Annotated in this window: 22 protein-coding genes; 19 read left to right on the top strand and 3 right to left on the bottom strand. The window is 69.7% G+C overall.

Annotated features, from left to right (window positions below):
- The first annotated feature begins 2 nt into the window (after positions 1-2).
- The 12 genes from H9Y04_RS06445 to H9Y04_RS06390 all read left to right on the top strand — a co-directional run bounded on the left by H9Y04_RS06445 (position 3) and on the right by H9Y04_RS06390 (position 12,466).
- Complete coding sequence (locus tag H9Y04_RS06445; protein WP_187812681.1) at positions 3-1,388, top strand: UDP-N-acetylmuramoyl-tripeptide--D-alanyl-D-alanine ligase; 1,386 nt, start codon at positions 3-5, stop codon at positions 1,386-1,388.
- A 4-nt stretch (positions 1,389-1,392) separates the two neighbouring features.
- The gene (mraY, locus tag H9Y04_RS06440) at positions 1,393-2,463 is read left to right on the top strand and encodes a phospho-N-acetylmuramoyl-pentapeptide-transferase (protein WP_187812680.1); all 1,071 of its coding nucleotides are present in this window, start codon (positions 1,393-1,395) and stop codon (positions 2,461-2,463) included.
- Positions 2,460-3,881 (top strand): UDP-N-acetylmuramoyl-L-alanine--D-glutamate ligase, encoded by a 1,422-nt coding sequence (gene murD / locus H9Y04_RS06435; protein ID WP_187812679.1) that lies wholly within the window; start codon positions 2,460-2,462, stop codon positions 3,879-3,881. The genes mraY and murD overlap by 4 nt, the downstream gene beginning before the upstream one ends.
- A gap of 58 nt (positions 3,882-3,939) precedes the next feature.
- On the top strand, positions 3,940-5,289 hold the full coding sequence (gene ftsW / locus H9Y04_RS06430) for a putative lipid II flippase FtsW (RefSeq protein WP_187812678.1): 1,350 nt from the start codon (positions 3,940-3,942) through the stop codon (positions 5,287-5,289).
- Positions 5,290-5,295: 6 nt separating this feature from the next.
- Complete coding sequence (murG, locus tag H9Y04_RS06425; RefSeq protein ID WP_187812677.1) at positions 5,296-6,390, top strand: undecaprenyldiphospho-muramoylpentapeptide beta-N-acetylglucosaminyltransferase; 1,095 nt, start codon at positions 5,296-5,298, stop codon at positions 6,388-6,390.
- 54 nt (positions 6,391-6,444) lie between these two features.
- Positions 6,445-7,239 (top strand): cell division protein FtsQ/DivIB, encoded by a 795-nt coding sequence (locus tag H9Y04_RS06420; protein WP_187812676.1) that lies wholly within the window; start codon positions 6,445-6,447, stop codon positions 7,237-7,239.
- A 286-nt stretch (positions 7,240-7,525) separates the two neighbouring features.
- Positions 7,526-8,737: a cell division protein FtsZ gene (ftsZ, locus tag H9Y04_RS06415; RefSeq protein ID WP_187812675.1), complete on the top strand. Its 1,212-nt coding sequence runs from the start codon at positions 7,526-7,528 to the stop codon at positions 8,735-8,737.
- 32 nt (positions 8,738-8,769) lie between these two features.
- The gene (gene pgeF / locus H9Y04_RS06410; RefSeq protein ID WP_438818087.1) at positions 8,770-9,480 is read left to right on the top strand and encodes a peptidoglycan editing factor PgeF; all 711 of its coding nucleotides are present in this window, start codon (positions 8,770-8,772) and stop codon (positions 9,478-9,480) included.
- A gap of 6 nt (positions 9,481-9,486) precedes the next feature.
- Positions 9,487-10,206 carry a YggS family pyridoxal phosphate-dependent enzyme gene (locus H9Y04_RS06405; RefSeq protein ID WP_187812674.1) on the top strand — a complete coding sequence of 240 codons (720 nt, stop codon included), beginning with the start codon at positions 9,487-9,489 and terminating at the stop codon, positions 10,204-10,206.
- Positions 10,207-10,330: 124 nt separating this feature from the next.
- Positions 10,331-10,978 carry a cell division protein SepF gene (locus tag H9Y04_RS06400; RefSeq protein WP_187812673.1) on the top strand — a complete coding sequence of 216 codons (648 nt, stop codon included), beginning with the start codon at positions 10,331-10,333 and terminating at the stop codon, positions 10,976-10,978.
- A 59-nt stretch (positions 10,979-11,037) separates the two neighbouring features.
- Positions 11,038-11,322, top strand: a complete 285-nt coding sequence (locus tag H9Y04_RS06395; RefSeq protein WP_165335537.1) for a YggT family protein — start codon at positions 11,038-11,040, stop codon at positions 11,320-11,322.
- 55 nt (positions 11,323-11,377) lie between these two features.
- A complete protein-coding gene (locus H9Y04_RS06390; protein ID WP_187812672.1) occupies positions 11,378-12,466 on the top strand; it encodes a DivIVA domain-containing protein in 1,089 nt (362 codons plus the stop codon).
- A gap of 226 nt (positions 12,467-12,692) precedes the next feature.
- On the opposite strand, the gene ileS is transcribed toward H9Y04_RS06390, so the two are convergent.
- Positions 12,693-15,836: an isoleucine--tRNA ligase gene (gene ileS, locus H9Y04_RS06385; RefSeq protein WP_187812671.1), complete on the bottom strand. Its 3,144-nt coding sequence runs from the start codon at positions 15,834-15,836 to the stop codon at positions 12,693-12,695.
- Between the two features lie 593 nt (positions 15,837-16,429).
- Here ileS and H9Y04_RS06380 point away from each other — a divergent pair.
- From H9Y04_RS06380 to H9Y04_RS06355, 6 genes are all read left to right on the top strand, one after another.
- Entirely contained in the window at positions 16,430-17,428 is a 999-nt protein-coding gene (locus tag H9Y04_RS06380; RefSeq protein ID WP_187812670.1) for a TraR/DksA family transcriptional regulator, read from the top strand.
- A 67-nt stretch (positions 17,429-17,495) separates the two neighbouring features.
- A complete protein-coding gene (lspA, locus tag H9Y04_RS06375) occupies positions 17,496-18,086 on the top strand; it encodes a signal peptidase II (protein ID WP_187812669.1) in 591 nt (196 codons plus the stop codon).
- A gap of 98 nt (positions 18,087-18,184) precedes the next feature.
- Positions 18,185-19,129 carry an RluA family pseudouridine synthase gene (locus H9Y04_RS06370; RefSeq protein ID WP_187812668.1) on the top strand — a complete coding sequence of 315 codons (945 nt, stop codon included), beginning with the start codon at positions 18,185-18,187 and terminating at the stop codon, positions 19,127-19,129.
- Positions 19,130-19,140: 11 nt separating this feature from the next.
- The gene (locus H9Y04_RS06365; protein WP_187813068.1) at positions 19,141-19,626 is read left to right on the top strand and encodes a GNAT family N-acetyltransferase; all 486 of its coding nucleotides are present in this window, start codon (positions 19,141-19,143) and stop codon (positions 19,624-19,626) included.
- A 110-nt stretch (positions 19,627-19,736) separates the two neighbouring features.
- Positions 19,737-21,314 (top strand): Na+/H+ antiporter, encoded by a 1,578-nt coding sequence (locus H9Y04_RS06360; RefSeq protein ID WP_187813067.1) that lies wholly within the window; start codon positions 19,737-19,739, stop codon positions 21,312-21,314.
- Between the two features lie 50 nt (positions 21,315-21,364).
- Positions 21,365-22,108 carry an SDR family NAD(P)-dependent oxidoreductase gene (locus tag H9Y04_RS06355; protein ID WP_187812667.1) on the top strand — a complete coding sequence of 248 codons (744 nt, stop codon included), beginning with the start codon at positions 21,365-21,367 and terminating at the stop codon, positions 22,106-22,108.
- A gap of 45 nt (positions 22,109-22,153) precedes the next feature.
- Here H9Y04_RS06355 and H9Y04_RS06350 read toward each other — a convergent pair whose 3' ends face one another.
- Positions 22,154-23,245, bottom strand: coding sequence for a mechanosensitive ion channel family protein (locus tag H9Y04_RS06350; protein WP_187812666.1), 1,092 nt, complete (start codon positions 23,243-23,245; stop codon positions 22,154-22,156).
- A gap of 30 nt (positions 23,246-23,275) precedes the next feature.
- On the opposite strand from H9Y04_RS06350, the gene H9Y04_RS06345 reads away from it, so the two are divergent.
- Positions 23,276-23,845, top strand: coding sequence for a dienelactone hydrolase family protein (locus H9Y04_RS06345; RefSeq protein WP_187812665.1), 570 nt, complete (start codon positions 23,276-23,278; stop codon positions 23,843-23,845).
- A gap of 34 nt (positions 23,846-23,879) precedes the next feature.
- Here the strand turns inward: H9Y04_RS06345 and H9Y04_RS06340 are convergent, their stop codons facing one another.
- Positions 23,880-25,346 carry a serine/threonine-protein kinase gene (locus H9Y04_RS06340; protein WP_187812664.1) on the bottom strand — a complete coding sequence of 489 codons (1,467 nt, stop codon included), beginning with the start codon at positions 25,344-25,346 and terminating at the stop codon, positions 23,880-23,882.
- Positions 25,347-25,420: the final 74 nt, after the last annotated feature.

Here is a 25,420-nt window from a genome sequence, read left to right as displayed (position 1 = left end):
CAGTGATCGCCCTCTCCCTCGCCGAGATCGCCACCATCACCGGCGGGCAGCCCCACGACATACCGGACACCGGCCGTGAGGTCACCGGCTCCGTCGTCATCGACTCGCGCAAGGTGGAACAAGGCGGCCTGTTCGCCGCGTTCGCCGGCGAGCATGTCGACGGCCATGACTACGCGGACAAGGCCATCGCCTCCGGAGCGGCCGCGGTCCTCGCGACGCGCCCCGTCGGCGTGCCCGCCATCGTGGTCGACGACGTGCAGACCGCGCTCGGCAAGCTCGCCCGCACAGTGGTGCAGCGCCTCGGGACCGAGGTGGTCGCACTCACCGGCTCCGCGGGCAAGACGTCCACCAAGGACCTGATCGCGCAGGTGCTGCAGCACCACGCGCCCACGGTCTGGACGCCGGGCTCGCTCAACAACGAGATCGGTCTGCCGCTCACCGCCCTCACCGCGGACTCCACCACCAGGCACCTCGTCCTGGAGATGGGGGCCCGGGGCATCGGCCACATCCGCTACCTCACGGGTCTGACCCCGCCGAAGATCGGCCTGGTCCTCAACGTCGGCACCGCCCACATCGGCGAGTTCGGCGGCCGCGAGCAGATCGCCCAGGCCAAGGGCGAGTTGGTGGAGGCCCTGCCGGAGAACGGCACGGCGATCCTCAACGCGGACGATCCGCTCGTACGCGCCATGTCCTCCCGTACGAAGGCGAAGGTGCTCTTCTTCGGAGAGTCGGACGAGGCGGACGTACGCGCCGAGAACGTCCGTCTCACCGACCAGGGACAGCCCGCCTTCACGCTGCACACGCCTACCGGGTGCAGCGACGTGACCTTGCGCCTGTACGGTGAGCACCACGTGTCGAACGCGCTCGCCGCGGCCGCCGTCGCCCATGACCTGGGTATGTCCGCCGACGAGATCGCGACCGCGCTCTCCGGGGCGGGCAACCTGTCCCGCTGGCGTATGGAGGTCACCGAGCGCGCGGACGGTGTGACCGTCGTCAACGACGCCTACAACGCGAACCCCGAATCCATGCGGGCCGCGCTGCGTGCCCTGGCCGCCATGGCGAAGGGCCGCCGGACGTGGGCGGTGCTCGGCAAGATGGCCGAGCTCGGCGACGAAGCGCTGCCCGAGCACGACGCGGTCGGACGGCTCGCCGTCCGTCTCAACGTGAGCAAGCTCGTCGCGGTCGGGGACAGGGAAGCGTCCTGGCTGCAACTGGGCGCATACAACGAGGGTTCGTGGGGTGAGGAGTCGGTGCACGTGTCCGACGCACAGGCGGCTGTCGACCTGCTGCGCAGCGAGCTGCGCCCGGGAGACGTCGTGCTCGTGAAGGCCTCCAGGTCGGTGGGCCTGGAGCAGGTCGCGCTCGCACTGCTCGAGGGTGAGGTCTGAGCCGATGAGGCAGATTCTCTTCTCCGGTGTGATCGGGCTCTTCCTGACCCTGATCGGCACCCCGCTGCTCATCAAGCTGCTCGCGAAGAAGGGGTACGGGCAGTACATCCGCGACGACGGCCCGCGTGAGCACGCCAGCAAGCGCGGTACGCCGACGATGGGCGGTATCGCCTTCATCCTGGCGACGATCATCGCCTACTTCGCCACGAAGCTGATCACCGGAGCGCCGACCACCTTCTCGGGTCTCCTGGTGCTCTTCCTGATGGCGGGCATGGGCCTCGTCGGCTTCCTCGACGACTACATCAAGATCATCAAGCGGCGTTCGCTCGGTCTGCGGGCCAAGGCGAAGATGGCCGGTCAGCTGATCGTCGGCATCACCTTCGCGGTGCTCGCCCTGCAGTTCGCGGACATCCGCGGCAACACCCCCGCGTCCATGAAGATTTCCTTCGTGCAGGACTTCGGCTGGTCGATCGGCCCGGTCCTGTTCGTGGTCTGGGCGCTGTTCATGATCCTGGCCATGTCGAACGGCGTGAACCTCACCGACGGCCTCGACGGTCTGGCGACCGGCGCCTCGGTGATGGTCTTCGGCGCGTACACCTTCATCGGTGTCTGGCAGTTCCAGGAGTCCTGCGCCAACGCCACCACGCTCACCAACCCCTCGGCCTGCTTCGAGGTGCGCGACCCGCTCGACCTCGCGATCGTGGCCTCCGCGCTGATGGGTTCCTGCTTCGGCTTCCTGTGGTGGAACACCTCGCCGGCCAAGATCTTCATGGGCGACACCGGTTCGCTCGCGCTCGGCGGCGCCCTCGCGGGTCTCGCCATCTGCTCGCGCACCGAGCTGCTTCTCGCCCTGCTCGGCGGCCTGTTCGTCCTGATCACCCTGTCCGTGGTCATCCAGGTCGGCTCGTTCCGCCTCACCGGCAAGCGCGTCTTCCGCATGGCGCCGCTGCAGCACCACTTCGAACTCAAGGGGTGGTCCGAAGTCCTTGTGGTGGTCCGCTTCTGGATCATCCAGGGCATGTGCGTGATCGTCGGTCTCGGTCTCTTCTACGCAGGTTGGGCGAACAACAAGTGACCTCTTTGTCCGTGGAGGGCAAGCACGTAACCGTCGCCGGTCTCGGCGTGAGCGGCATCAGCGCCGCCCGCGCCCTGGCCGGCCTCGGCGCTTCGGTGACCGTGGTGGACGGCGGCTCGGGCGAGCTGCACAAGGAGCGGGCCGCGGCCCTGGAGGCGGACGGCATCTCCGTACGCCTCGGGGACGCCGAGAGCCTGCCCGACGCCACCTCGCTCGTCGTCACCTCGCCGGGCTGGAAGCCCTCTTCGCCGCTCTTCGCGGCCGCCGCCGAGGCGGGCGTGGACGTGGTCGGCGACGTGGAGATCGCCTGGCTCCTGCGCGGTCCGGACGCCGCCCCCTGGCTCGCGATCACCGGTACCAACGGCAAGACGACCACCACGCAGATGCTCGCGTCGATCCTGCGCGCGGCCGGACTGAAGACGGCCGCGGTCGGCAACATCGGCACCCCGATCATCGACGTCGTGCTCGAAGGCGACGACGCGTACGACGTGCTCGCGGTGGAGCTGTCGAGCTACCAGCTGCACTGGGCGCCCTCGCTGCGCGCCCACTCGGCCGCCGTCCTCAACCTCGCGCCCGACCACCTCGACTGGCACGGCTCCATGGAGGCGTACGCCGCCGACAAGGGCCGTATCTACGAGGGCAATCAGGTCGCCTGCGTCTACAACGTGGCCGACAAGGCCACCGAGGACCTGGTCGTCGAGGCCGATGTCGAGGAGGGCTGCCGCGCGATCGGCTTCACCCTCGGCACTCCCGGCCCCTCCGAACTCGGCATCGTGGAAGGCCTCCTGGTCGACCGCGCCTTCGTCGAGAACCGGCAGAAGAACGCCCAGGAGCTCGCCGAGGTCGCCGACATCAATCCGCCGGCGCCCCACAACATCGCCAACGCCCTTGCGGCGGCGGCCCTCGCGCGCGCCTACGGCGTCCAGCCCACGGCCGTACGGGAGGGTCTGCGGGCCTTTCGTCCGGACGCGCACCGCATCTCGCACGTCGAGGACGTCGAAGGTGTCGCGTACGTCGACGACTCCAAGGCGACCAACACCCATGCCGCGGAAGCCTCGTTGGCCGCGTACGAGTCCATCGTCTGGATCGCCGGCGGGCTCGCCAAGGGCGCGACCTTCGACGAACTCGTACAGAAGTCGGCAAAGCGACTCCGCGGTGCGGTGCTCATCGGCGCCGACCGCGCGCTGATCGCCGAAGCCCTTGCGCGACACGCGCCGGACGTCCCGGTCGTCGACCTCGAACGGACCGACACTGGGGCGATGTCCGCGGCGGTCCGCGAGGCGGCACGGCTCGCACAGCCGGGGGACACCGTCCTCATGGCGCCGGCCTGTGCCTCGATGGACATGTTCGTGAACTACAACAAGCGTGGCGAGGCGTTCGCGGATGCGGTCCGCGCCCTGGCCGCCGAGACCGCCTAGCCCTGTCCGAGCAACCGCGTCCGGACCCGGGCGCGGCGACGACTGGAGGGGACACGAGATGGGTGCGAGCCGTTCCGGCACAGTGCGGCGGCCCTCGTCGCGACCGCGGCCACGGCCGCGGATGTCAGGCCCCGGCCGTCCGCCGGGCGGCATCGGGCAGCTCAGACGGTTGCACGAGCAGGCCAAGCGGGCCTGGGACCGGCCGCTGACCGCGTACTACCTGATCCTGGGCGGCAGTCTGCTGATCACGACCCTCGGGCTCGTGATGGTCTACTCGGCCTCGCAGATCCAGGCGCTCGAATACTCCCTGTCGCCCTCGTACTTCTTCCGCAAGCAGTTCCTCGCGGCGGTGCTCGGCACGATCCTGCTCGTCGTGGCGATGCGGATGCCGGTACGGCTGCACCGCGCCCTCGCGTATCCGATCCTCGTCGGCAGCGTCTTCCTGATGATCCTCGTGCAGGTGCCGGGGATAGGGCATGCGGTGAACGGCAACCAGAACTGGATCTCGCTCGGCGGCCCGTTCCAGCTGCAGCCCAGTGAGTTCGGCAAGCTGGCGCTCGTCCTGTGGGGCGCGGATCTGCTCGCGCGCAAGGGCGACAAGCAGATGCTCACGCAGTGGAAGCACATGCTGGTGCCGCTCGTTCCGGTGACGTTCATGCTGCTCGGCCTGATCATGCTCGGCGGCGACATGGGCACCGCGATCATTCTCACGGCCATCCTCTTCGGCCTGCTCTGGCTCGCGGGCGCCCCGACCCGGCTCTTCGGCGGTGTGCTCGCGGTCGCGGCCCTGCTCGGCTTCATCCTGATCCGCACCAGCCCGAACCGCATGGCCCGGCTGTCCTGCCTGGGCGAATCGGGTACGGGCCCTGGGGACGCGTGCTGGCAGGCGCTGCACGGAATCTACGCGCTCGCCTCAGGCGGATTCTTCGGTTCCGGTCTCGGAGCGAGTGTGGAAAAATGGGGCCAACTACCCGAACCCCACACGGACTTCATCTTCGCCATCACCGGGGAGGAGCTCGGCCTGGCGGGGACGCTGTCCGTACTCGGTCTCTTCGCGGCTCTAGGCTATGCGGGTATCCGCGTGGCCGGACGCACGGAGGAGCCCTTCGTGAGGTACGCCGCGGGAGGTGTGACCACCTGGATCACGGCCCAGGCCGTGATCAACATCGGTGCGGTGCTCGGCCTGCTGCCGATCGCCGGAGTCCCGCTCCCGCTGTTCTCCTACGGAGGCTCGGCCCTGCTGCCGACCATGTTCGCGATCGGTCTGCTCATCGCGTTCGCGCGCGATGAACCCGCGGCCCGGGCCGCACTTGCCATGAGGTCAGCCGCCTCTGGTAAGAAGCGGTCTGCGGGGAGATGGAACACGATGCGACGGCGCACCAAGGTGCGACCGTCCGGAGAGCGGTGAATTTCGGTGCATGTCGTACTCGCCGGTGGGGGGACCGCCGGCCACATCGAGCCCGCGCTCGCCCTCGCGGACGCCCTGCGCAGGCAGGACCCGACCACGGGCATCACGGCCCTGGGCACGGAGCGCGGACTCGAGACCCGGCTCGTGCCCGAGCGCGGCTATGAACTCGCGCTGATCCCCGCCGTACCGCTCCCGCGCAAGCCCACCCCCGAACTGCTCACGGTCCCGGGCCGCTTGCGCGGCACCATCAAGGCCGCCGAGCAGATCCTGGAGCGCACCAAGGCCGACGCCGTCTGCGGCTTCGGCGGATACGTGGCGCTGCCCGCGTACTTCGCCGCCAAGCGCCTCGGTGTGCCGATCATCGTGCACGAGGCCAACGCGCGCCCCGGTCTGGCCAACAAGATCGGCTCGCGCTACGCCGCGGCCGTCGCGGTCTCCACGCCGGACAGCAAGCTGCGCGGCTCGCGCTACATCGGCATCCCGCTGCGCCGCACCATCGCGACCCTCGACCGCGCCCGGGTGCGCCCCGAGGCCCGCGCCGCCTTCGGACTCAACCCCAACTTGCCCACGCTGCTTGTCTCCGGCGGCTCGCAGGGCGCCCGCCGCCTCAACGAGGTGGTCCAGCAGGCGGCACCGTTCCTGCAGCAGGCGGGCATCCAGATCCTGCACGCGGTCGGCCCGAAGAACGAACTGCCGCAGGTGCAGCAGATGCCGGGGATGCCCCCGTACATCCCGGTACCGTACGTGGACCGGATGGACCTCGCGTACGCCGCGGCCGACATGATGCTCTGCCGCGCGGGCGCGATGACCGTCGCCGAGCTCTCCGCCGTCGGACTCCCGGCCGCCTACGTCCCGCTGCCCATCGGCAACGGCGAACAGCGGCTGAACGCCCAGCCGGTGGTCAAGGCGGGCGGCGGACTCCTCGTCGACGACGCGGAACTGACGCCGGAGTGGGTCCAGCACAATGTGCTGCCCGTCCTCGCCGATCCGCACCGTCTGTACGAGATGTCCCGCGCCGCCTCGGAGTTCGGGCGCAGGGACGCCGACGAACTCCTGGTCGGCATGGTGTACGAGGCGATCGCGGCGCGCCACCGGGCGTGAGGCCGCGACTGGACCGAGCGGCACGCCCCATGGCGTGAGAGAAGGCAGGCGAGCGTGGCCGGACCATCGGCTGTCACCGGCGAACGGCAGCGGTCGGGAACCCCGGCCCGCCCGCCACGGCCGTCCGGCGGCCGCCGGCTTCGGCTTCCCTCGCCCCGCCTGCTGCTCGTCGTCGCGATCCTCGTGACGGTGCTCGGCGGGGGAGTGGTCTGGCTCCTGTACGGCTCGGAGTGGCTGCGCGTGGAACGCGTGACCACGTCCGGGACGCAGGTGCTGACCCCGGACGAGGTCATGAACGCCGCGTCCGTTCCGGTCGGCGCACCCCTGATTTCCGTCGACACCGAGGCGATTGAGGGCCGGCTGCGGCGTCAACTGCCGCGTATCGACTCGGTGGACGTCGTGCGTTCCTGGCCGCGCGGAATCGCGTTGAAAGTGACCGAACGCAAGCCGGTTCTGCTCCTCGAAAAGGGCGCGCAGTTTGTCGAAGTCGACGCCACCGGCGTCCGGTTCGCGACCGTATCGCGCGCGCCGAAGAACGTACCGGTCCTGCAAATGACCGCCGACCGCTCGCCCAGTCTGCAGCGCTTCGGCATCGACCGGCTGCTCGTCGAAGCGGTGGAAGTGGCCCGTGACATCCCGCCCGCGGTGGCCTCTCGTACGAGCATCATGGAAGTGCGTTCATATGACTCCATCTCCTTGGAGTTGAACGACGGGCGCACCGTCGACTGGGGAAGCAGCGAGAAGGGTGAGTCGAAGGCGGCCGCGTTGACCGCGCTGTTGAAAGCGGCCCCGGATGCCGGGCACTTCGATGTGAGCGCCCCCACCTCCCCTGCCGTATCAGGGAGTTGACGCACATAGGTGCTGGCCAGCACCCTGGTTGGTCAGCGCAACGGCTGATCACATAGGGTGAAAAGAAAAACGGGAGGTTCGGCGTGTTCGTTGAACGCGCGCCACTTGTCGACTTAGTGTCCTGTTCGGAAGGGTCAGACAAAGACCAGCAACAGACGCACTGGTAACCCTAAACTTCAGCGTTAGGGTTCGGGTCGGCGCTCGGACCGTCCCAAATTCGGCATCAGTCGTCGCCGCGCACGACCGGCGAGGCGACGCACGTAACTCGAGGCGAGAGGCCTTCGACGTGGCAGCACCGCAGAACTACCTCGCAGTCATCAAAGTCATCGGTGTCGGCGGCGGTGGTGTCAATGCCATCAACCGGATGATCGAGGTCGGTCTCAAGGGTGTCGAGTTCATCGCCATCAACACCGACGCGCAAGCCCTGTTGATGAGCGACGCCGACGTCAAGCTCGACGTCGGCCGTGAACTCACCCGCGGACTCGGCGCCGGCGCCAACCCCGCCGTCGGCCGCAAGGCCGCAGAAGACCACCGCGAGGAGATCGAGGAGGTCCTCAAGGGGGCCGACATGGTCTTCGTCACCGCCGGCGAAGGCGGCGGCACCGGAACCGGCGGCGCACCTGTCGTCGCCAACATCGCCCGTTCGCTCGGTGCCCTCACCATCGGTGTGGTCACCCGGCCGTTCACCTTCGAGGGCCGTCGGCGCGCGAACCAGGCGGAGGACGGCATCGCCGAGCTCCGCGAAGAGGTCGACACCCTCATCGTCATCCCCAACGACCGGCTCCTGTCCATCTCGGACCGTCAGGTCTCCGTCCTCGACGCATTCAAGTCGGCGGACCAGGTCCTGCTCTCCGGTGTCCAGGGCATCACCGACCTCATCACCACGCCCGGTCTGATCAACCTCGACTTCGCGGACGTCAAGTCCGTGATGTCCGAGGCGGGTTCGGCGCTCATGGGCATCGGCTCGGCGCGCGGCGACGACCGCGCGGTGGCCGCCGCGGAGATGGCGATCTCCTCGCCGCTCCTGGAGGCGTCCATCGACGGCGCCCGTGGCGTGCTGCTCTCCATCTCCGGCGGCAGCGACCTCGGTCTCTTCGAGATCAACGAGGCCGCCCAGCTGGTGAGCGAGGCCGCGCACCCCGAGGCCAACATCATCTTCGGCGCGGTCATCGACGACGCGCTCGGTGACGAGGTCCGGGTCACGGTCATCGCGGCCGGCTTCGACGGCGGCCAGCCGCCGGCGAAGCGGGACAACGTGATCGGCGCCTCCTCCACCAAGCGCGAGGAGCCGACCCCGGTACGCCAGGAATCGCGTCCGGCGTTCGGCGGCCTGGGCAGCGTGACCCCGCGGGACGAGCCCTCGGCTCCCGAGCCGGTCGCGGAGGCCAAGCCGGCCGACGCCCCGGCCGCGCCGATCGCCCCGCCGCAGGTCCCGCCGGCCCGTCCCTACCAGGACACCCAGGCCGAGGAGCTGGACGTACCGGACTTCCTGAAGTGACACCGGTACCCATAGCGGCACAGCAGGACCTCGTGAGCGGCGCCCACTTCGCCTTCACCAACCGGTGGGGCGGGGTGAGCGCCGCTCCGTACGAGCAGCTCAATCTGGGCGGGGCGGTCGGCGACGACCCCGAGGCCGTACTCCGCAATCGCGAACTCGTCGCGAAGTCCCTGGGATTCGACCCCGAGCGGGTCGTCTGGATGAACCAGGTGCACGGCAAGGACGTCGCCGTCGTCGACGGCCCCTGGGATTCCGCATCGGAAATCCCTTCCGTGGACGGTGTGGTGAGTGCCCGGCGGGGTCTGGTTCTCGCGGTCCTCACCGCCGACTGCACCCCCGTACTTCTCGCCGATCCCGTCTCCAGTGTCATCGGCGCCGCGCACGCGGGCCGGCCGGGGATGGTGGCCGGGGTGGTGCCGGAGGCCGTCGCGGCAATGGTCGAGCTGGGCGCCGAGCCCGGAAGGATCATCGCCCGCACCGGTCCCGCGGTCTGCGGCCGCTGTTACGAAGTCCCCGACGCGATGCGCGCGGAGGTCGCGGCCGTGGAGCCCGCGGCGTACGCGGAGACCAGCTGGGGAACCCCGGCGGTCGACGTCACGGCAGGGGTGCGGGCGCAGTTGGAGCGGCTCGGCGTGGGCGACTTCGCCGGCTCCGATGTGTGCACCCGGGAATCCGCCGACCACTTCTCGTACCGCCGCGACCGCACCACCGGGCGGCTCGCAAGCTACATCTGGCTGGACTGATACGACATGACGGACCGTAAGGCCGAACTCGCCGCGAATCTGGCGGATGTGGAGAAGCGGATCGCGGCCGCGTGTGCGGCGGCGGGTCGCGATCGCGAAGAAGTGACGCTCATCGTGGTCACGAAGACCTTCCCCGCGAGCGATGCCCGTCTCCTGTGCGAACTCGGCGTACGCCATGTCGCGGAGAACAAGGACCAGGACGCGGCGCCCAAGGCGGCCGCTTGTGCGGACCTTCCGCTGCAGTGGCACTTCGTCGGGCAGCTGCAGACCAACAAGGTCCGTTCCGTGGTGGGTTATGCCGATGTGGTGCAGTCGGTGGACCGGCCGAAGCTGGTCACGGCGCTGTCGTCGGCGGCCGTGCGCGCGGAACGTGAAGTGGGGTGCCTGATCCAGGTCGCGCTCGACGCCGAAGTGGGCGGCCGGGGCGACCGAGGAGGCGTGGCCCCTGACGGAATCGAGGAGTTGGCGGCGCTTGTCGCGGAATCTCCCGGATTGCGGCTCGACGGTCTCATGACCGTGGCTCCACTCGCGGGACCGTACGCCGGTGAACAACTCAAGGCGTTCAAGCGGCTGATGGATTTGTCGACTGACCTGCGCCGCGCTCATCCGGCTGCGAACATGGTCTCGGCAGGGATGAGCGCGGACCTCGAACAGGCCGTAGCGGCAGGGGCGACACATGTACGCGTCGGCACTGCGGTACTCGGAGTCCGACCCCGGCTCGGGTAACGTCGCCAAGAAGTCGGACCACAGCAGAAAATATGGTGATTCTCGCAGATCGGCGGGGATATCCAGTGGATCGTGGGCACTTGGCGGCGCCGGCGTATCCACAGACGAGCGGAGGACTCAGAGCATGGCCGGCGCGATGCGCAAGATGGCGGTCTACCTCGGCCTCGTGGAGGACGACGGTTACGACGGCCGGGGCTTTGACCCCGATGACGAGTTCGAACCCGAGCTGGACCCCGAACCGGAGCGGGACCGCAGGCGGCACGAGCCGTCGCGCGAACTGCACCGGGAGGAACCGGAGCGAAAGGTACAAACTCCCGCACCTCGGGCGCCCCTTTCCTCCTCCGTCCCTGTTGCGGCCGGAGGTTCGAGTGCGCTTTCGGCTGAAATCGGGCGTCCCGCTCGTATTGCCCCCGTGGCATCCATCACACCTGAACGTCAGAGCCTGGAGAAGAACGCACCGGTGATCATGCCCAAGGTTGTCTCCGAGCGGGAGCCGTACCGCATCACGACGTTGCACCCTCGGACCTACAACGAGGCCCGTACCATCGGGGAACACTTCCGTGAGGGCACTCCGGTGATCATGAATCTGACGGAGATGGACGACACCGACGCGAAGCGTCTGGTGGACTTCGCCGCCGGTCTGGTCTTCGGACTGCACGGCAGCATTGAGCGGGTGACGCAGAAGGTGTTCCTGCTGTCTCCTGCTAACGTCGATGTCACGGCGGAGGACAAGGCCCGCATCGCAGAGGGCGGGTTCTTCAACCAGAGCTGAGACGCAGTACCTGAAGAACACGAACAGCACGAGACACAGGGGAGAGGGAAGCGCGAGTCATGAGCGTTGTCTGGAATGTGCTCTATATCGCGTTGACGCTGTTTCTTGTGGTGCTGATCTTCCGGTTGGTCATGGACTACGTCTTCCAGTTCGCCCGCTCATGGCAACCCGGCAAGGCGATGGTGGTCGTTCTGGAGGCCACCTACACTGTCACTGATCCACCGCTCAAGCTTCTGCGGCGGTTCATTCCGCCGCTGCGTCTCGGGGGCGTGGCGCTCGACCTGTCCTTCTTCGTGCTGATGATCATCGTCTACATCCTGATCTCCGTTGTGAGCCGGCTGTGAGCACGATGTCTATTACGGTCTTGCCGAATGCCGACGACTACGTTGAGGTGAAGAGATGCCGTTGACCCCCGAGGACGTGCGGAACAAGCAGTTCACGACCGTCCGCCTCCGAGAAGGCTATGACGAGGACGAGGTTGATGCCTTCCTCGACGAGGTCGAGTCCGAACTGACCCGCCTGCTCCGCGAGAACGAGGACCTGCGCGCCAAGCTGGCCGCCGCGACGCGTGCCGCCGCGCAGAACCAACAGCAGGGCATGCGCAAGCCCCCGGAGCCGCAGGACCAGCGTGGTCCCGGTGCCCCCGTGCCTGCCGGCATATCGGGCCCGCCGCAGCAGATGGGCGGCCCCATGGGCGGTCCGCCGCAGCTGCCGAGCGGTGCCCCGCAGCTTCCGGCCGGCCCCAGCGGACACGGTCCGCAGGGTGGCCACGGCCCGCAGGGTCCCGGCCCGATGCAGGGCGGCCCCATGGGCGGTCCGATGGGCGGCCCCATGGGCAACCACGGTCCGCAGATGCCGCAGCCCGGTCAGGGTCCCGGCGGCGACAGCGCCGCGCGCGTGCTCTCGCTCGCGCAGCAGACCGCCGACCAGGCGATCGCGGAGGCCCGTTCCGAGGCCAACAAGATCGTGGGCGAGGCGCGTTCGCGTGCCGAGGGCCTCGAGCGCGACGCCCGTGCCAAGGCCGACGCCCTGGAGCGGGACGCGCAGGAGAAGCACCGCGTCGCGATGGGCTCCCTGGAGTCCGCCCGCGCCACGCTGGAGCGCAAGGTCGAGGACCTGCGCGGCTTCGAGCGCGAGTACCGCACGCGTCTGAAGTCCTACCTGGAGTCGCAGCTGCGCCAGCTGGAGACGCAGGCCGACGACTCGCTGGCTCCGCCGCGGACCCCGGCGACCGCTTCGCTGCCGCCGTCGCCCTCGATGCAGCCGGCCGGTGCGGGTGCGCCCTCCATGGGCGGCCACACCATGGGCGGCAACCAGTCGATGGGCGGCCAGCAGTCCATGGCCGGTGCGCCTTCGTACGGTGGCCAGCAGCAGATGTCGCCCGCGATGACCCAGCCGATGGCGCCGGTGCGGCCGCAGGCTCCGCAGCCGATGCAGCAGGCGCCCTCGCCGATGCGCGGGTTCCTCATCGACGAGGACGACAACTGACGGGTTCTGCGCGCGGGTTGCGCGTGTAGCCGTCGGCGGCTTGTAGGGCCGGGCCCCGGGGATTCCCCGGGGCCCGGCCCTTTTGTATGCCTGGCGGTGGCCAGGTGTGCGGCGGCACACAACGCCGAAGGCCCGCCTTCACCTGGATCCACTGGATCGGGTGGGGCGGGCCTTCGGGTTGCCGGCGTGGTGGGGCCTTGGCGGTTGCCAAGGCCCCACCGGCTGCTTACGACTGCGTCTTGCGGAGGCGGAAGGTGAGGCCCAGGGCCTCGTCCGTGAACGTCTCGCCGTACGAGTCGTCCGCATCGCCCCGGGCGTAGTCCACGGCGAGGACCTCGTCCGCGATGAGTTCGGCGTGCTCGGTGAGTGCCTCGGTCAGTGCGGGGTCCGTGGACGTCCAGCGCACCGCGATGCGGTCCGCGACGTCGAAGCCGCTGTTCTTGCGGGCCTCCTGGATCAGCCGGATCGCGTCACGGGCCAGGCCCGCACGGCGCAGTTCCTCGCTGATCTCCAGGTCGAGGGCGACCGTGGCACCGGCCTCCGAGGCGACCGACCAGCCCTCGCGCGGGGTCTCCATGATGAAGACCTCCTCGGGGGTCAGGGTGACCGTCTCGCCGTTGACCTCGACCGTGGCCGTGCCCTCGCGCAGCGCCAGGGACAGCGCCGCGGCGTCCGCGTTCGCGACGGCCTTGGCCACGTCCTGGACGCCCTTGCCGAAGCGCTTGCCGAGCGCGCGGAAGTTGGCCTTGGCGGTGGTGTCGACCAGCGAGCCGCCGACCTCGCTCAGGGACGCGAGGGACTGGACGTTGAGCTCCTCGGTGATCTGCGCGCGCAGTTCCTCGCCGAGCTGCTCGAAGCCGACCGCGGCGATCAGCGCACGGGACAGCGGCTGGCGGGTCTTCACACCCGACTCGGCGCGGGTCGCGCGGCCGAGCTCCACCAGACGGCGGGCCAGTGTCATCTGCGCGGAAAGGGACGGGTCCACAAGGGACTTGTCCGCCTCCGGCCAGGTGGACAGGTGCACCGACTCCGGGGCGCCGGGCGTCACGGGCACGACCAGGTCCTGCCAGACCCGCTCGGTGATGAACGGGGTCAGCGGGGCCATCAGGCGCGTGACCGTCTCGACGACCTCGTGCAGCGTGCGCAGCGCGGCCTTGTCGCCCTGCCAGAAGCGGCGGCGCGAGCGGCGCACGTACCAGTTGGAGAGATCGTCGACGAAGGACGACAGGAGCTTGCCGGCCCGCTGGGTGTCGTACGCCTCCATGGCCTCGGTGGTCTGCTCGACGAGCGCGTTGAGCTCGGAGAGCAACCAGCGGTCGAGGAGCGGGCGTTCGGCCGCGGCCGGGTCGGCGTCGCTCGGCGCCCACTTCGACGTACGGGCGTACAGGGCCTGGAAGGCGACCGTGTTCCAGTACGTGAGGAGGGTCTTGCGGACGACCTCCTGGATCGTGCCGTGGCCCACGCGGCGCGCGGCCCACGGGGAGCCGCCGGCCGCCATGAACCAGCGCACCGCGTCGGCGCCGTGCTGGTCCATGAGCGGGATGGGCTCCAGGGTGTTGCCCAGGTGCTTGGACATCTTGCGGCCGTCCTCGGCGAGGATGTGGCCGAGGCAGACCACGTTCTCGTAGGACGACTTGTCGAAGACCAGGGTGCCGACGGCCATCAGCGTGTAGAACCAGCCGCGGGTCTGGTCGATGGCCTCCGAGATGAACTGCGCCGGGTAGCGCGACTCGAAGAGCTCCTTGTTCTTGTGCGGGTAGCCCCACTGCGCGAACGGCATCGAGCCCGAGTCGTACCAGGCGTCGATGACCTCCGGCACGCGCACCGCTTCGAGGGAGCAGCCCTCGTGGGTGCAGGTGAAGGTGACCTTGTCGATGAACGGGCGGTGCGGGTCCAGGTTCGACTGGTCGGTGCCGGTCAGCTCGGAGAGCTCGGCCAGGGAGCCGACGCAGGTGAGGTGGCTGTCCTCGCAGCGCCAGATCGGCAGCGGGGTGCCCCAGTAGCGGTTGCGGGACAGGGCCCAGTCGATGTTGTTGTTCAGCCAGTCACCGAAGCGGCCGTGCTTGACCGACTCCGGGAACCAGTTGGTCTTCTCGTTCTCCTCGAGGAGACGGTCCTTGACCGCGGTGGTGCGGATGTACCAGGAGGGCTGCGCGTAGTACAGCAGCGCGGTGTGGCAGCGCCAGCAGTGCGGGTAGCTGTGCTCGTACGGGATGTGCTTGAAGAGCAGGCCGCGCTCCTGCAGATCCGCGGTGAGCTTCTCGTCGGCCTTCTTGAAGAAGACACCGCCGACCATCGGGACCTCGGGCGCGAACGTGCCGTCGGGCAGCACCGGGTTCACGACGGGGAGCTCGTACGCCTTGCAGACCAGGAGGTCGTCGGCGCCGAACGCGGGGGACTGGTGGACCAGACCCGTACCGTCCTCGGTCGTCACGTACTCGGCGTTGACCACGAAGTGGGCCTTGGCCGGGAACTCCACCAGCTCGAACGGACGTTGGTAGTTCCAGCGCTCCATTTCGGCGCCCGTGAAGGTCTGGCCGGTGGCCTCCCAGCCCTCGCCGAGGGCCTTCGCGAGCAGCGGCTCGGCGACCACGAGCTTCTCGGTGCCGTTCGTCGCCACGACATAGGTGACGTCGGGGTGCGCGGCGACGGCCGTGTTGGACACCAGGGTCCAGGGCGTCGTCGTCCAGACCAGGAGCGCGGCTTCGCCCGCCAGAGGCCCGGAGGTGAGGGGGAAACGGACGAAGACCGACGGGTCGACGACCGTCTCGTAGCCCTGCGCGAGCTCGTGGTCCGACAGACCCGTGCCGCAGCGCGGGCACCAGGGGGCCACGCGGTGGTCCTGGACCAGGAGATCCTTGTTGAAGATCTCCTTGAGCGACCACCACACGGACTCCACGTACTCGGGGTCCATCGTGCGGTAGGCGTCGTCGAGGTCGACCCAGTAGCCCATGCGGGTCGTCAGGTCGGTGAAGGCGTCGGTGTGCCGGGTCACGGACTCACGGCACTTGGCGTTGAACTCGGCGATGCCGTACGCCTCGATGTCCTTCTTGCCGTTGAAGCCGAGCTCCTTCTCGACGGCGAGCTCGACGGGCAGGCCGTGGCAGTCCCAGCCGGCCTTGCGGCCGACGTGGTAACCGCGCATCGTGCGGAAGCGCGGGAAGACGTCCTTGAAGACGCGGGCCTCGATGTGGTGGGCGCCCGGCATGCCGTTGGCCGTCGGCGGGCCCTCGTAGAACACCCACTCGGGGCGTCCCTCGGTCTGCTCGAGGCTCTTCGCGAAGATCTTCTGCTCGCGCCAGAAGTCGAGCACCGCGTGCTCGAGGGCGGGCAGGTCGACCTGGGCGGGTACCTGCTGGTACTGCGTCATCTGTCGTCCTCCGGCGGATGTGCTGCCTTCCGTCGGAGGGACGAGTGCCTGCAGCTCCTGGCGCAGGGCTCCCGCGGTACCACCCTCCTTGGCTCCCCGGCCGCTGCCGGTGAGCCCCCTCATTGGGGCGCGACGCCGGGTCTACTGGCTCTCTGTCCTCGAGAGCGTTCTTCCGGCGGCTCCGGGGTGATCTTCACGCTCGCGCTCGCCCCCGGGCTCACACCGTCCCCGGGTCGCTCTGGGCTGCGTACGGACGCTACTCGTCCCCATCGATGCCTTTTCGCTGCGCCCAGTGTACGGCGCCGGGCGGGGCTCGGCCGACCGGTTTTCGGGCGCGGAACGGGATCTGCGGGGCGGGCCCCGGGTGGGAGGGGAGTGACCCGAATGGCCACTCGGTGCCTTCTGGGGATCCGGCCGGAGCCGAGTCGCGGATTACCGGGCGGGGAGCTGGGCACAACCGATGCAGACCCGTCGCGTGCACGTCGCGGGGCGGGTGGATCGGGCGGCGTGCCCCGTTGCCGCGGGCCTGGAGTCGATTTATCGTCCCAGCACGATTCGCGAGCAAGATCACAATATGTGAAGGGGCCGCGGCCATGGTGGCGAAAGAGACCGCCGAACAGCACTCGGCGTCGAGCAGATCCACTTCCGCGGCAAAGGACGTGAGCGGAAAGAAGTCGACCGCTGCTGCGGCACCTCGTACGGACAAGGCGGTGAAGCCGGAGAAGGCCGTGAAGTCGACCGCGACGGCGAAGAAGACCACGGCGAAGAAGGCCGCCGTGAAGACGACGGCCGCGGCGAAGAAGGCCGCCGTGAAGACGACGGCCGCGGCCAAGAAGGCGGCCGCGAAGAAGAGCACCTCGCAGGAAGGTGCCGCGGAAAAGGGCACCACGCAGGAGGGCGCCGCGGAGAAGACCGCGGCGAAGGCTCCTGCGAAGAAGGCTCCGGTCAAGAAGGCCGTGGCCGAGCAGGCCCCGGCGAAGAAGGCCGTGGCCAAGAAGGCAGCGGTGAAGAAGACGCCGGCCAAGAAGGCGGCGGCCAGCAAGGCGCAGAGCAAGCCGGACAGCAGCGAACAGGCCGCGAAGCAGACGGGAGCCAGGTCGGTGAGTGCGAAGAAGGCTGTGAAGACGGTCGAGACGGTCGCTTCGGGCAAGGGTGGGGGTGCGGTGCCCAAGGCGCGCGGCGTCGCGGCCGAGCCCGGTGAGCTCGCCGTACGTCCCGGTGAGGACCCGTGGACTCCCGAGGAGGTGACCGAGGCGCGGACCGAGCTGCAGACGGAGATCCTGCGGCTGCGCGCCGAGATCGCGTCCTCCGAGGAGGCGCTCGCCGGTCTGATGCGCGACTCGGGCGACGGGGCCGGCGACGACCAGGCCGACACCGGCACGAAGAACATCACGCGCGAGCACGAGATGGCGCTCGCCAACAACGCCCGCGAGATGCTGGAGCAGAGCGAGCGGGCTCTCGACCGCCTGGACGCGGGGACGTACGGCCTGTGCGAGAACTGCGGGAACCCGATCGGCAAGGCGCGTATGCAGGCCTTCCCGCGGGCGACCCTGTGCGTGGAGTGCAAGCAGAAGCAGGAACGGCGCCACTGAGTCTCGGACGCAGTACGCATGTGTCGTACCCTCGTGCTCAGTCAGGCATCTAGGTTGAGGGACTCACGTGGCAGAGGCGGAGAGCATCATCGGTACGCCGGATGTTGAGGGTGCGGAGCCGGAGCAGGATCCGCAGGCCGAGTCGGTCCCCGGGGGCGAGCAGGCACCGAAGGGGCGCCGCAGGATCGTGGCGCTCTTCGCGGTCGCCGCGGTCGCCTATGCGCTCGATCTGATCAGCAAGATGATCGTGGTCGCCAAGCTCGAGCACCACGAGCCGATCGAGATCATCGGGGACTGGCTGCGCTTCGAGGCGATCCGGAACGCGGGTGCGGCCTTCGGCATCGGTGAGGCCTTCACCGTGATCTTCACCTTCATCGCCGCGGCGGTGGTCGTGGTGATCGCGCGGCTCGCCCGCAAGCTCTACAGCCTGCCCTGGGCCATCGCGCTCGGTCTGCTGCTCGGCGGTGCCTTCGGCAATCTGACGGACCGCATCTTCCGTGCCCCCGGCGTTTTCGAGGGCCATGTCGTGGACTTCATCGCGCCCAAGAACTTCGCCGTGTTCAACCTGGCGGACTCGGCAATCGTGTGCGGCGGCATCCTGATCGTGATCCTGTCCTTCAGGGGCCTGGACCCGGACGGGACCGTACACAAGGACTGAGGGCCTGAAGCCCCACGAGCACTGAGGGCCTGAGGCTTCCAGAGCACCGGCGGACCGCCGCGGACGAACTGTCCGCGGCGGTCCGTCATACTTTCCAGGTGAGCACACACCCCGAGATCCGCAGTCTGCCCGTACCTGACGGCCTGGAGGGCGAGCGCGTCGACGCTGCCATCTCCCGGATGTTCGGCTTCTCCCGCACCAAGGCGGCCGAGCTGGCTGCTGCCGGAAAGGTGCAGGTCGACGGGGCTGTGGTCGGGAAGTCCGAGCGGGTGCACGGGGGCGCCTGGCTCGAGGTCGAGATGCCGCAGGCGCCCGCGCCCGTACAGATCGTGGCCGAGCCCGTCGAGGGCATGGAGATCGCTTACGACGACGACGACATCGTCGTGATCGTGAAGCCGGTGGGCGTGGCCGCGCACCCCTCGCCGGGCTGGACCGGGACCACCGTGATCGGCGGCCTCGCGGCGGCCGGCTACCGGATCTCCACGTCCGGTGCGGCCGAGCGGCAGGGCGTGGTGCACCGGCTCGACGTCGGTACGTCCGGTCTGATGGTGGTCGCCAAGTCGGAGCGTGCGTACACCTCGCTGAAGCGGCAGTTCAAGGAGCGGGTGCCGGAGAAGCGGTACCACACGCTGGTGCAGGGGCACCCGGACCCGCTGAGCGGCACGATCGACGCCCCCATCGGGCGCCACCCGCAGCACGACTACAAGTGGGCCGTCACCGCCGACGGCAAGCCGTCCGTGACGCACTACGACCTGATCGAGGCGTACCGGTCGGCCTCGCTGCTCGACGTGAAGCTGGAGACCGGGCGTACGCATCAGATCCGGGTCCATATGTCGGCTCATCGACACCCCTGTGTCGGCGACCTGACGTACGGCGCCGATCCCACGCTCGCGAAGCGGCTGGGGCTCACGCGGCAGTGGCTGCACGCGGTGAAGCTCGGGTTCGAGCACCCGGGGGACGGGCGCTGGGTCGAGTTCGAGAGCGAGTACCCGGCCGATCTGCAGAAGGCGCTGGACCTGATCGCGGCGGAGACGTACGGGTGAGCGGGTCCTGGGTGCTCGGGGTCTCGGAGACCCCCTTTCTCGTACGGGAAGCGGTGAGCGACGAGGACCGCGCGGCCTGTTTCGCCGTGCGCAAGGAGGTCTTCGTCGCCGAGCAGGGTGTGGCCGAGGAAATCGAGTACGACGAGTACGACGCCTCCGCCGTGCATGTGCTCGCGGTGCGGGCCGAGGACGGGGTGGCGCTCGGGACCGGGCGGCTGCTGTTCGGGGACGCCGGGCTCGCCAAGACGGGCGACGCCTCGGTGGGGTCGCTCGGGCGGCTCGCCGTGGCGAAGGCCGCGCGGGGGCTCGGGGTCGGGATCGCGCTCGTGCGGGCCATCGAGGAGTGTGCGGCAGCGCGGGGTCTTTCCGCGGTGGATCTGCATGCGCAGACGCATGCGCTGGGCTTCTATGAGCGGCTCGGGTACGAGGCGTACGGGCCGGAGTTCCTTGATGCGGGGATTCCGCATCGGGGGATGCGGCGGGTGTTGGGGGAGTAGGGCTGCGCTGTCGGACGGCTCGTCGTGGGGCCCGAGGGTAATGTCCGGTTTGCGTGGCACTCTTGAGAGCACGTGATCTTGGCGTGTGACCGGAGGGCCCCGTGGAACAGTTGGCGCTGCTTTTCGTGCTGTTGCTCGGGGCCGTGGTCAGTGTGCCGGTCGGGGAGCGGCTGAAGCTGCCGGCGCCCGTGCTGATGACGCTCGCCGGGATCGTGCTCGCGCTGATTCCGTTCGTGCCGAACGTCGAGATCAACCCCGATTACATCCTGCCGCTGGTGCTGCCGCCGCTGCTGTACGCCTCCGTGCAGCGCACCTCCTGGCGGCAGTTCGCGGCCAATGTGCGGCCCATTCTGCTGCTCGCCGTCGCCCTGGTGTTCGTGACGACCGTGGCCGTCGCCGCCGTGGCCAACGCCCTCGTGCCGGGGCTGCCGATCGCCGCCGCCGTCGCCCTCGGTGCGCTGGTCGCACCGCCCGACCCCGTCGCGGCGACCGCGGTCGCCGGCCAACTCGGGCTGCCGCGACGGCTTGTGTCGATCCTGGAGGGCGAGGGGCTCTTCAACGACGTGACGGCGATCGTGCTCTACCACGTGGCGATCGCCGCCGCCGTGAGCGGAACCTTCTCGCTGCCGCAGGCCGTGCTCGACCTGGTGCTCTCGGCGGTCGTCGCCATCGTGGTCGGTGTGGCCATCGGCTGGGCCACGAACAAGCTCATCGGGCTGCTCGGGGACGCGACGCTCCAGGTCGGTCTCACGCTCCTCGTGCCGTTCGTCTCCTACCTCGCGGCCGAGGAGATGAAGGGCTCGGGGGTGCTCGCCGTGCTCGTCACCGCGCTCTTCGTCGCCGAGTACGCCGCCGACGCCGACGATGTCATGGGGCGGCTGGTCAACCGGAGTTTCTGGGAGATCGTCGACACCCTGGTCACCGGGATCGCCTTCGGGCTCATCGGGCTCGAACTGCACAACGCCATCAGCGCCGCATCCGGCCGCTGGGTCGAGTGGAGCGGCTGGGCCGCGGCGGTGGTCGGAGTCGTCGTGTTCCTCCGGCTGTTGTGGCTGCTCCCGGCCACCTGGCTCGCCAAACGGCTGCACGACCGCAGGGATTACGAGGAGGAGATCCCGGTCAGCTGGCGCGAGACCGTCGTCATGTGGTGGTCGGGCATGCGGGGCGTGGCCTCGGTCGCGCTGGCCCTTGCCGTGCCGTTGACCATGGACGACGGATCGCCGTTCCCTGGCCGGGACCAGATCGTGTTCATCGCGTTCGGGGTCATCATGGTCACCCTCGTCGTCCAGGGTCTGACGCTGCCCTGGCTGGTGCGCCGGCTCGGCGTCGAGGCGGACGCGGAGGCCGAGGACGCCTTCGAGCGGGAGCTCGCGCTGCGGGCCACGAAGGCGGCGAAGGCACGGCTCAAGGAGATCGAGGCCGTCGAGGAGCTGTCTCAGGAGTCGATGGATCAGCTGATGCGTGCCGCCCTCGACATCGGGATGCGCATCAACCCGGACATGCTCGACGACAACCGCAAGGAACACTTGGCCGAGCGCGCCGCCAAGATGAAGCGGATGCGCTCCATCCGGGGCGAGATGATGTCGGCCGCCCGGCACGAGGTGCTCTCCGCACGCAGCGAACCCGGTGCCGATCCGGAGATCGTGGACCGGGTGCTTCGCCATCTGGATGTGCGCAGTCTGCGCTGAGCTCCGTCTTTTCCGGGCGGCGCGGCCGTGAGCCTTCGTACGATCTCCGTATGACGCGCAATGTGGTGATCAGCGGTGGTGGTACGGGGATCGGGCTCGCGGCCGCGCGGGCCTTCGCGGCGGACGGGGACCGGGTGCTGCTGCTCGGACGGCGACGTGAGGTCCTGGAGAAGGCCCAGGTGCCCGGCTCCGTGACGTATGCGGCGGATCTGGCGGAGCCCGAAGAGGTGCGGGGAGTACGGGAGTTCGTGGCCGCGGAGCTCGGCGGCCGGGTCGATGTGCTCATCCACAGCGCGGGCGGCAATGGCGGACTCGAGCCCGGGGCGGAGTCGGACGATCCGCTCGACGCGGTCGCCCACGCCTGGACGGTCAACTTCCGGATCAACGTCCTGACGGCCGCGCTGCTCACCGAGGCCCTGCGCGAGCAGCTCGTCTCGCCCGGCGGCCGGGTGCTGTTCCTCAGCTCCATCGCCGCCTACCGGGGCTCGGGCTCGGGCGCGTACGCCGCGGCGAAGGCCGCGCTCCACCCGTACGCCCATGACCTGGCCCGTGACCTCGGGCCGCGCGGGATCACCGTGAACCTGGTGGCGCCCGGCTATGTCGAGGACACCGAGTTCTTCGGTGCCGGGATGCCCGAGGAGCGGCGGGCCGCGCGGATCGCGGAGACCTCCACCGGGCGCCCGGGCACGCCAGCGGACATCGCGGGGACCCTGCACTGGTTGGCGTCGCCCGGGGCCGGTCACATCACCTCGCAGGTGATCCAGGTCAACGGCGGGGCAGAGCGCGGGCATTGAGCTCCGAGGGGCTTTCCCCCGGGCCCGTGCCCCTGCCCGCGCCCGCTACCCGCGCCCGGTCCTGGGCGCCGTGCCGTCGGCCGACGAGTGGTCCACGGCGCCGTTCGGCGGCGTGGCGAGGGACGTCATGATGCGCGGCAGCGCGTACGGGTGGTGGTCGGCGAGCCAGCCGACGAGCTGTTCGCGGACCGTCACCCGTACCGTCCAGATGTCGTCCGCGTCCTTGGCCGTGGCCAGGGCGCGGACCTGGATCGTGGACGGGGTGGTGTCGGTGACCGCGAGGCCCCAGTCGCGGCCGTCCCAGGCCGGGCATTCGCGCAGGATGTCGTGGAGCTTCTCGCGCATCTTGGCGACGGGCGCCGAGTGGTCGAGGTGGAAGAAGACCGTTCCGGTCATCTGGGCGCCACCGCGTGACCAGTTCTCGAAGGGCTTCGAGGTGAAGTACGAGACCGGCATGGTGATCCGGCGCTCGTCCCAGGTCCGTACGGTCAGGAAGGTCAGCGTGATCTCGTCGACCGTGCCCCACTCGCCGTCCACCACCACGGTGTCGCCGAGGCGCACCATGTCGCCGAACGCGATCTGGAAACCGGCGAAGAGATTGCCGAGCGTGGACTGGGCGGCGATGCCCGCGACGATGCCGAGCACACCGGCCGAGGCCAGCATCGATGTGCCGACCGTGCGCATCGCGGGGAGGGTGAGCAGCATCGCGGCGACCGCCACGACGCCCACCACCGCGGTGACCACGCGCATGATCAGGGACACCTGGGTACGGACCCGGCGGAGCCTGGCCGGGTCGTGGCTGCGCGACGCATAGTGCGCGTAGCTCGACTCGACGACGGCCGCGGCGATCCGCACCACCAGCCAGGCGCAGGCTCCGATCAGGAGCAGGCTGAGCACACGGCCGATGCCCGCGGACTGTTTCTCGAATACTTCGGCTTGTTCGTAGAACCCCCTCAACAAGGCCAGGAGCAGCACGCATTGCAGCGGCAGCCGGCAACGGCGCAGCAGCCCCCACAGCGGAGTCTCCGTGTGGCGGGCGTCGGTACGGCGCAGGAGGCGGTCGACAAGCCAGCCGATGGCCAGCGTGATGACGACCGCGGCGCCGATCACGATCAACGGACGCAGCACGTTCTCCATGCCTCCGAGGGTAGGTGGCACGATGGCCACATGAACATCATGCTTTTCCATTCGGTCTACGGCCTGCGTCCCGCTGTACACCAAGCCGCCGACCGGCTGAGGGCTGCCGGGCATGAGGTGCAGGTACCCGATCTTTACGAGGGCAAGACCGCCGGGAACGTCGAGGACGCCAGGAAGATCCAGGACGAGATCGGCACGGACGAGCTGCTGCGCAGGGCCGTCGCCGCCTCGGCGCCGTATTCCGACAGCGGTCTCGTGTACGCGGGGTTCTCGCTCGGTGCCGCGCTCGCGCAGAATGTCGCGCTCGCCGACGACAAGGCACGCGGCCTGCTTCTGCTGCACGGCACGTCGGACATCGCCGACGACGCCTCCGCCGATGATCTGCCGGTGCAGCTGCATGTGGCCGACCCCGATGCCTTCGAGCCGGAGGACTGGCAGAACGCCTGGTACCTGCGGATGCGCCGGGCGGGCGCCGATGTCGAGGTCTTCCGCTACCGGGGTGCCGGGCACCTGTACACGGACCCGGACCTTCCCGACTACGACGCCGAGGCGGCGGAGCAGACCTGGCAGACGGCGCTCGGGTTCCTCGGGACGCTTTAGCCACTCGGTCGTTCCGGACCCTGCTCCGGCCGCCCTAGTCGCGTCGGCAGGTGCCCGTCGGTGCGGTGGCCGGTGGGTAGCACAGGAGGTCCAGGTCCGCCGGGTAGGTGCTGATGTAGCGGCCGACGCACTGGTTCTTGTCCACAAGGTCCCGCTCGGCGCAGTACGACAGCGCGGCGTTGCCGTCGGGGAACGGTCCGGCGTAGTAGACCCAGAATCCCGGCCTCAGCGAGGCGTAGTCGTCGCTGAGCACGTACTTCGTGTCCGGTACGTCCTGTTGCAGCGTCGCCAGTCGCGCGTCGCGTGTCGCCTCGCCGCTCGAGGTCGGCTCGGAGTACAGCATCGCGACCCAGCGCCCCGAGGCGGGGATGGGGTCGGCGCCCGGCGAGGGGGCGGCGCTGGTGGGCGGTGCGGTGGAGTCCCCGCGGGCGGGGGGCTGTGTCGTGCCCGCACCTCGGTCCTTGTTCTGGTCGCCGCTGTTGCCGCGCAGCGTGACCACCAGCGCCGTGGCCGCCACGGCGACGGCCACGGCGGCCGCGATCACCGGCGTACGACGACGGGGGCGCCGCCGCGGCGCGGGCGCCACCGCGGTGGGTGCGACCGGCCGCGGGCTGTCGGTACGCGTGCCCGGCAGCGGGGGTGAGCCGACCGCCTGGGTCCTGGCTTGTGGCACGTGTGGAGAACGCCCGGCTTCGATCTCGGCCAGCATCGCGTCGAGCCGCGCCGCGTCGGGCCGTGCCGCCGGGTCCCGTACGAGCAGGGTTTCGAGTACGGGGGTCAGCGGGCCCGAACGCAGCGGCGGCACCGGCTCGTCCAGGACGGCGGCGAGCGTGGCCAGCGGTGTGGCCCGGCGCAGCGGGGAGACGCCCTCCGCCGCCACGTACAGGACGATGCCGAGGGACCACAGGTCGGAGGCCGGGTCGCCGTCCGTGCCGCGGATCCGCTCCGGGGCCATGAACTCGGGCGAACCGACCATCTCGCCGGTCTGGGTGAGGGAGGTGGAGCCCTGGAGCGCGGCGATGCCGAAGTCGGTGAGCACCGCGCTGCCGTCCTCGCGCAGCATCACATTGGCGGGCTTCACGTCGCGGTGCTGGATTCCGGCCGCGTGGGCGGCGCGCAGCGCGGACAGCACCTCGCGGCCGATGCGGGCGGTCTCGGCGGGCGGCAGCGGGCCCGCGGCAAGGCGGTCCTGCAGCGTCCTGCCGGGCAGCAGCTCCATCACGATCCAGGGGTGCACGTGCCCGCCGGGCTCCAGGATCTGGTGGATCGTGACCACGTGCGGATGGCTGATCCGCGCGAGAGCCCGCGCCTCCCGCAGGGCCCGCTCGCGCAGCACGGTGTTGCGCTCGATGAACGCCGGGTCCACATGGCGGACCTCCTTCAGCGCCACCTCGCGGTCGAGGGCGGTGTCGCGGGCGCGCCAGACCGTGCCCATGCCGCCGCTGCCGAGCCGTTCGATGAGCTCGAAGCGGCCGTCGATCATCTCGCCTGGCGCACCCATGCCGCCGTTCCCCCTCCACCCCGTCTGTCGCAGCTCAGAGTAGAGGGGGACGCCTGCGCGTGTGCGGTGGGCTG

The sequence above is a fragment of the Streptomyces polyasparticus genome (assembly GCF_014493765.1).
Lineage (GTDB): Bacteria > Actinomycetota > Actinomycetes > Streptomycetales > Streptomycetaceae > Streptomyces > Streptomyces polyasparticus.
Note: the sequence above shows the minus strand (reverse complement) of the source record. Positions and strands in the feature narration are given on the sequence as shown.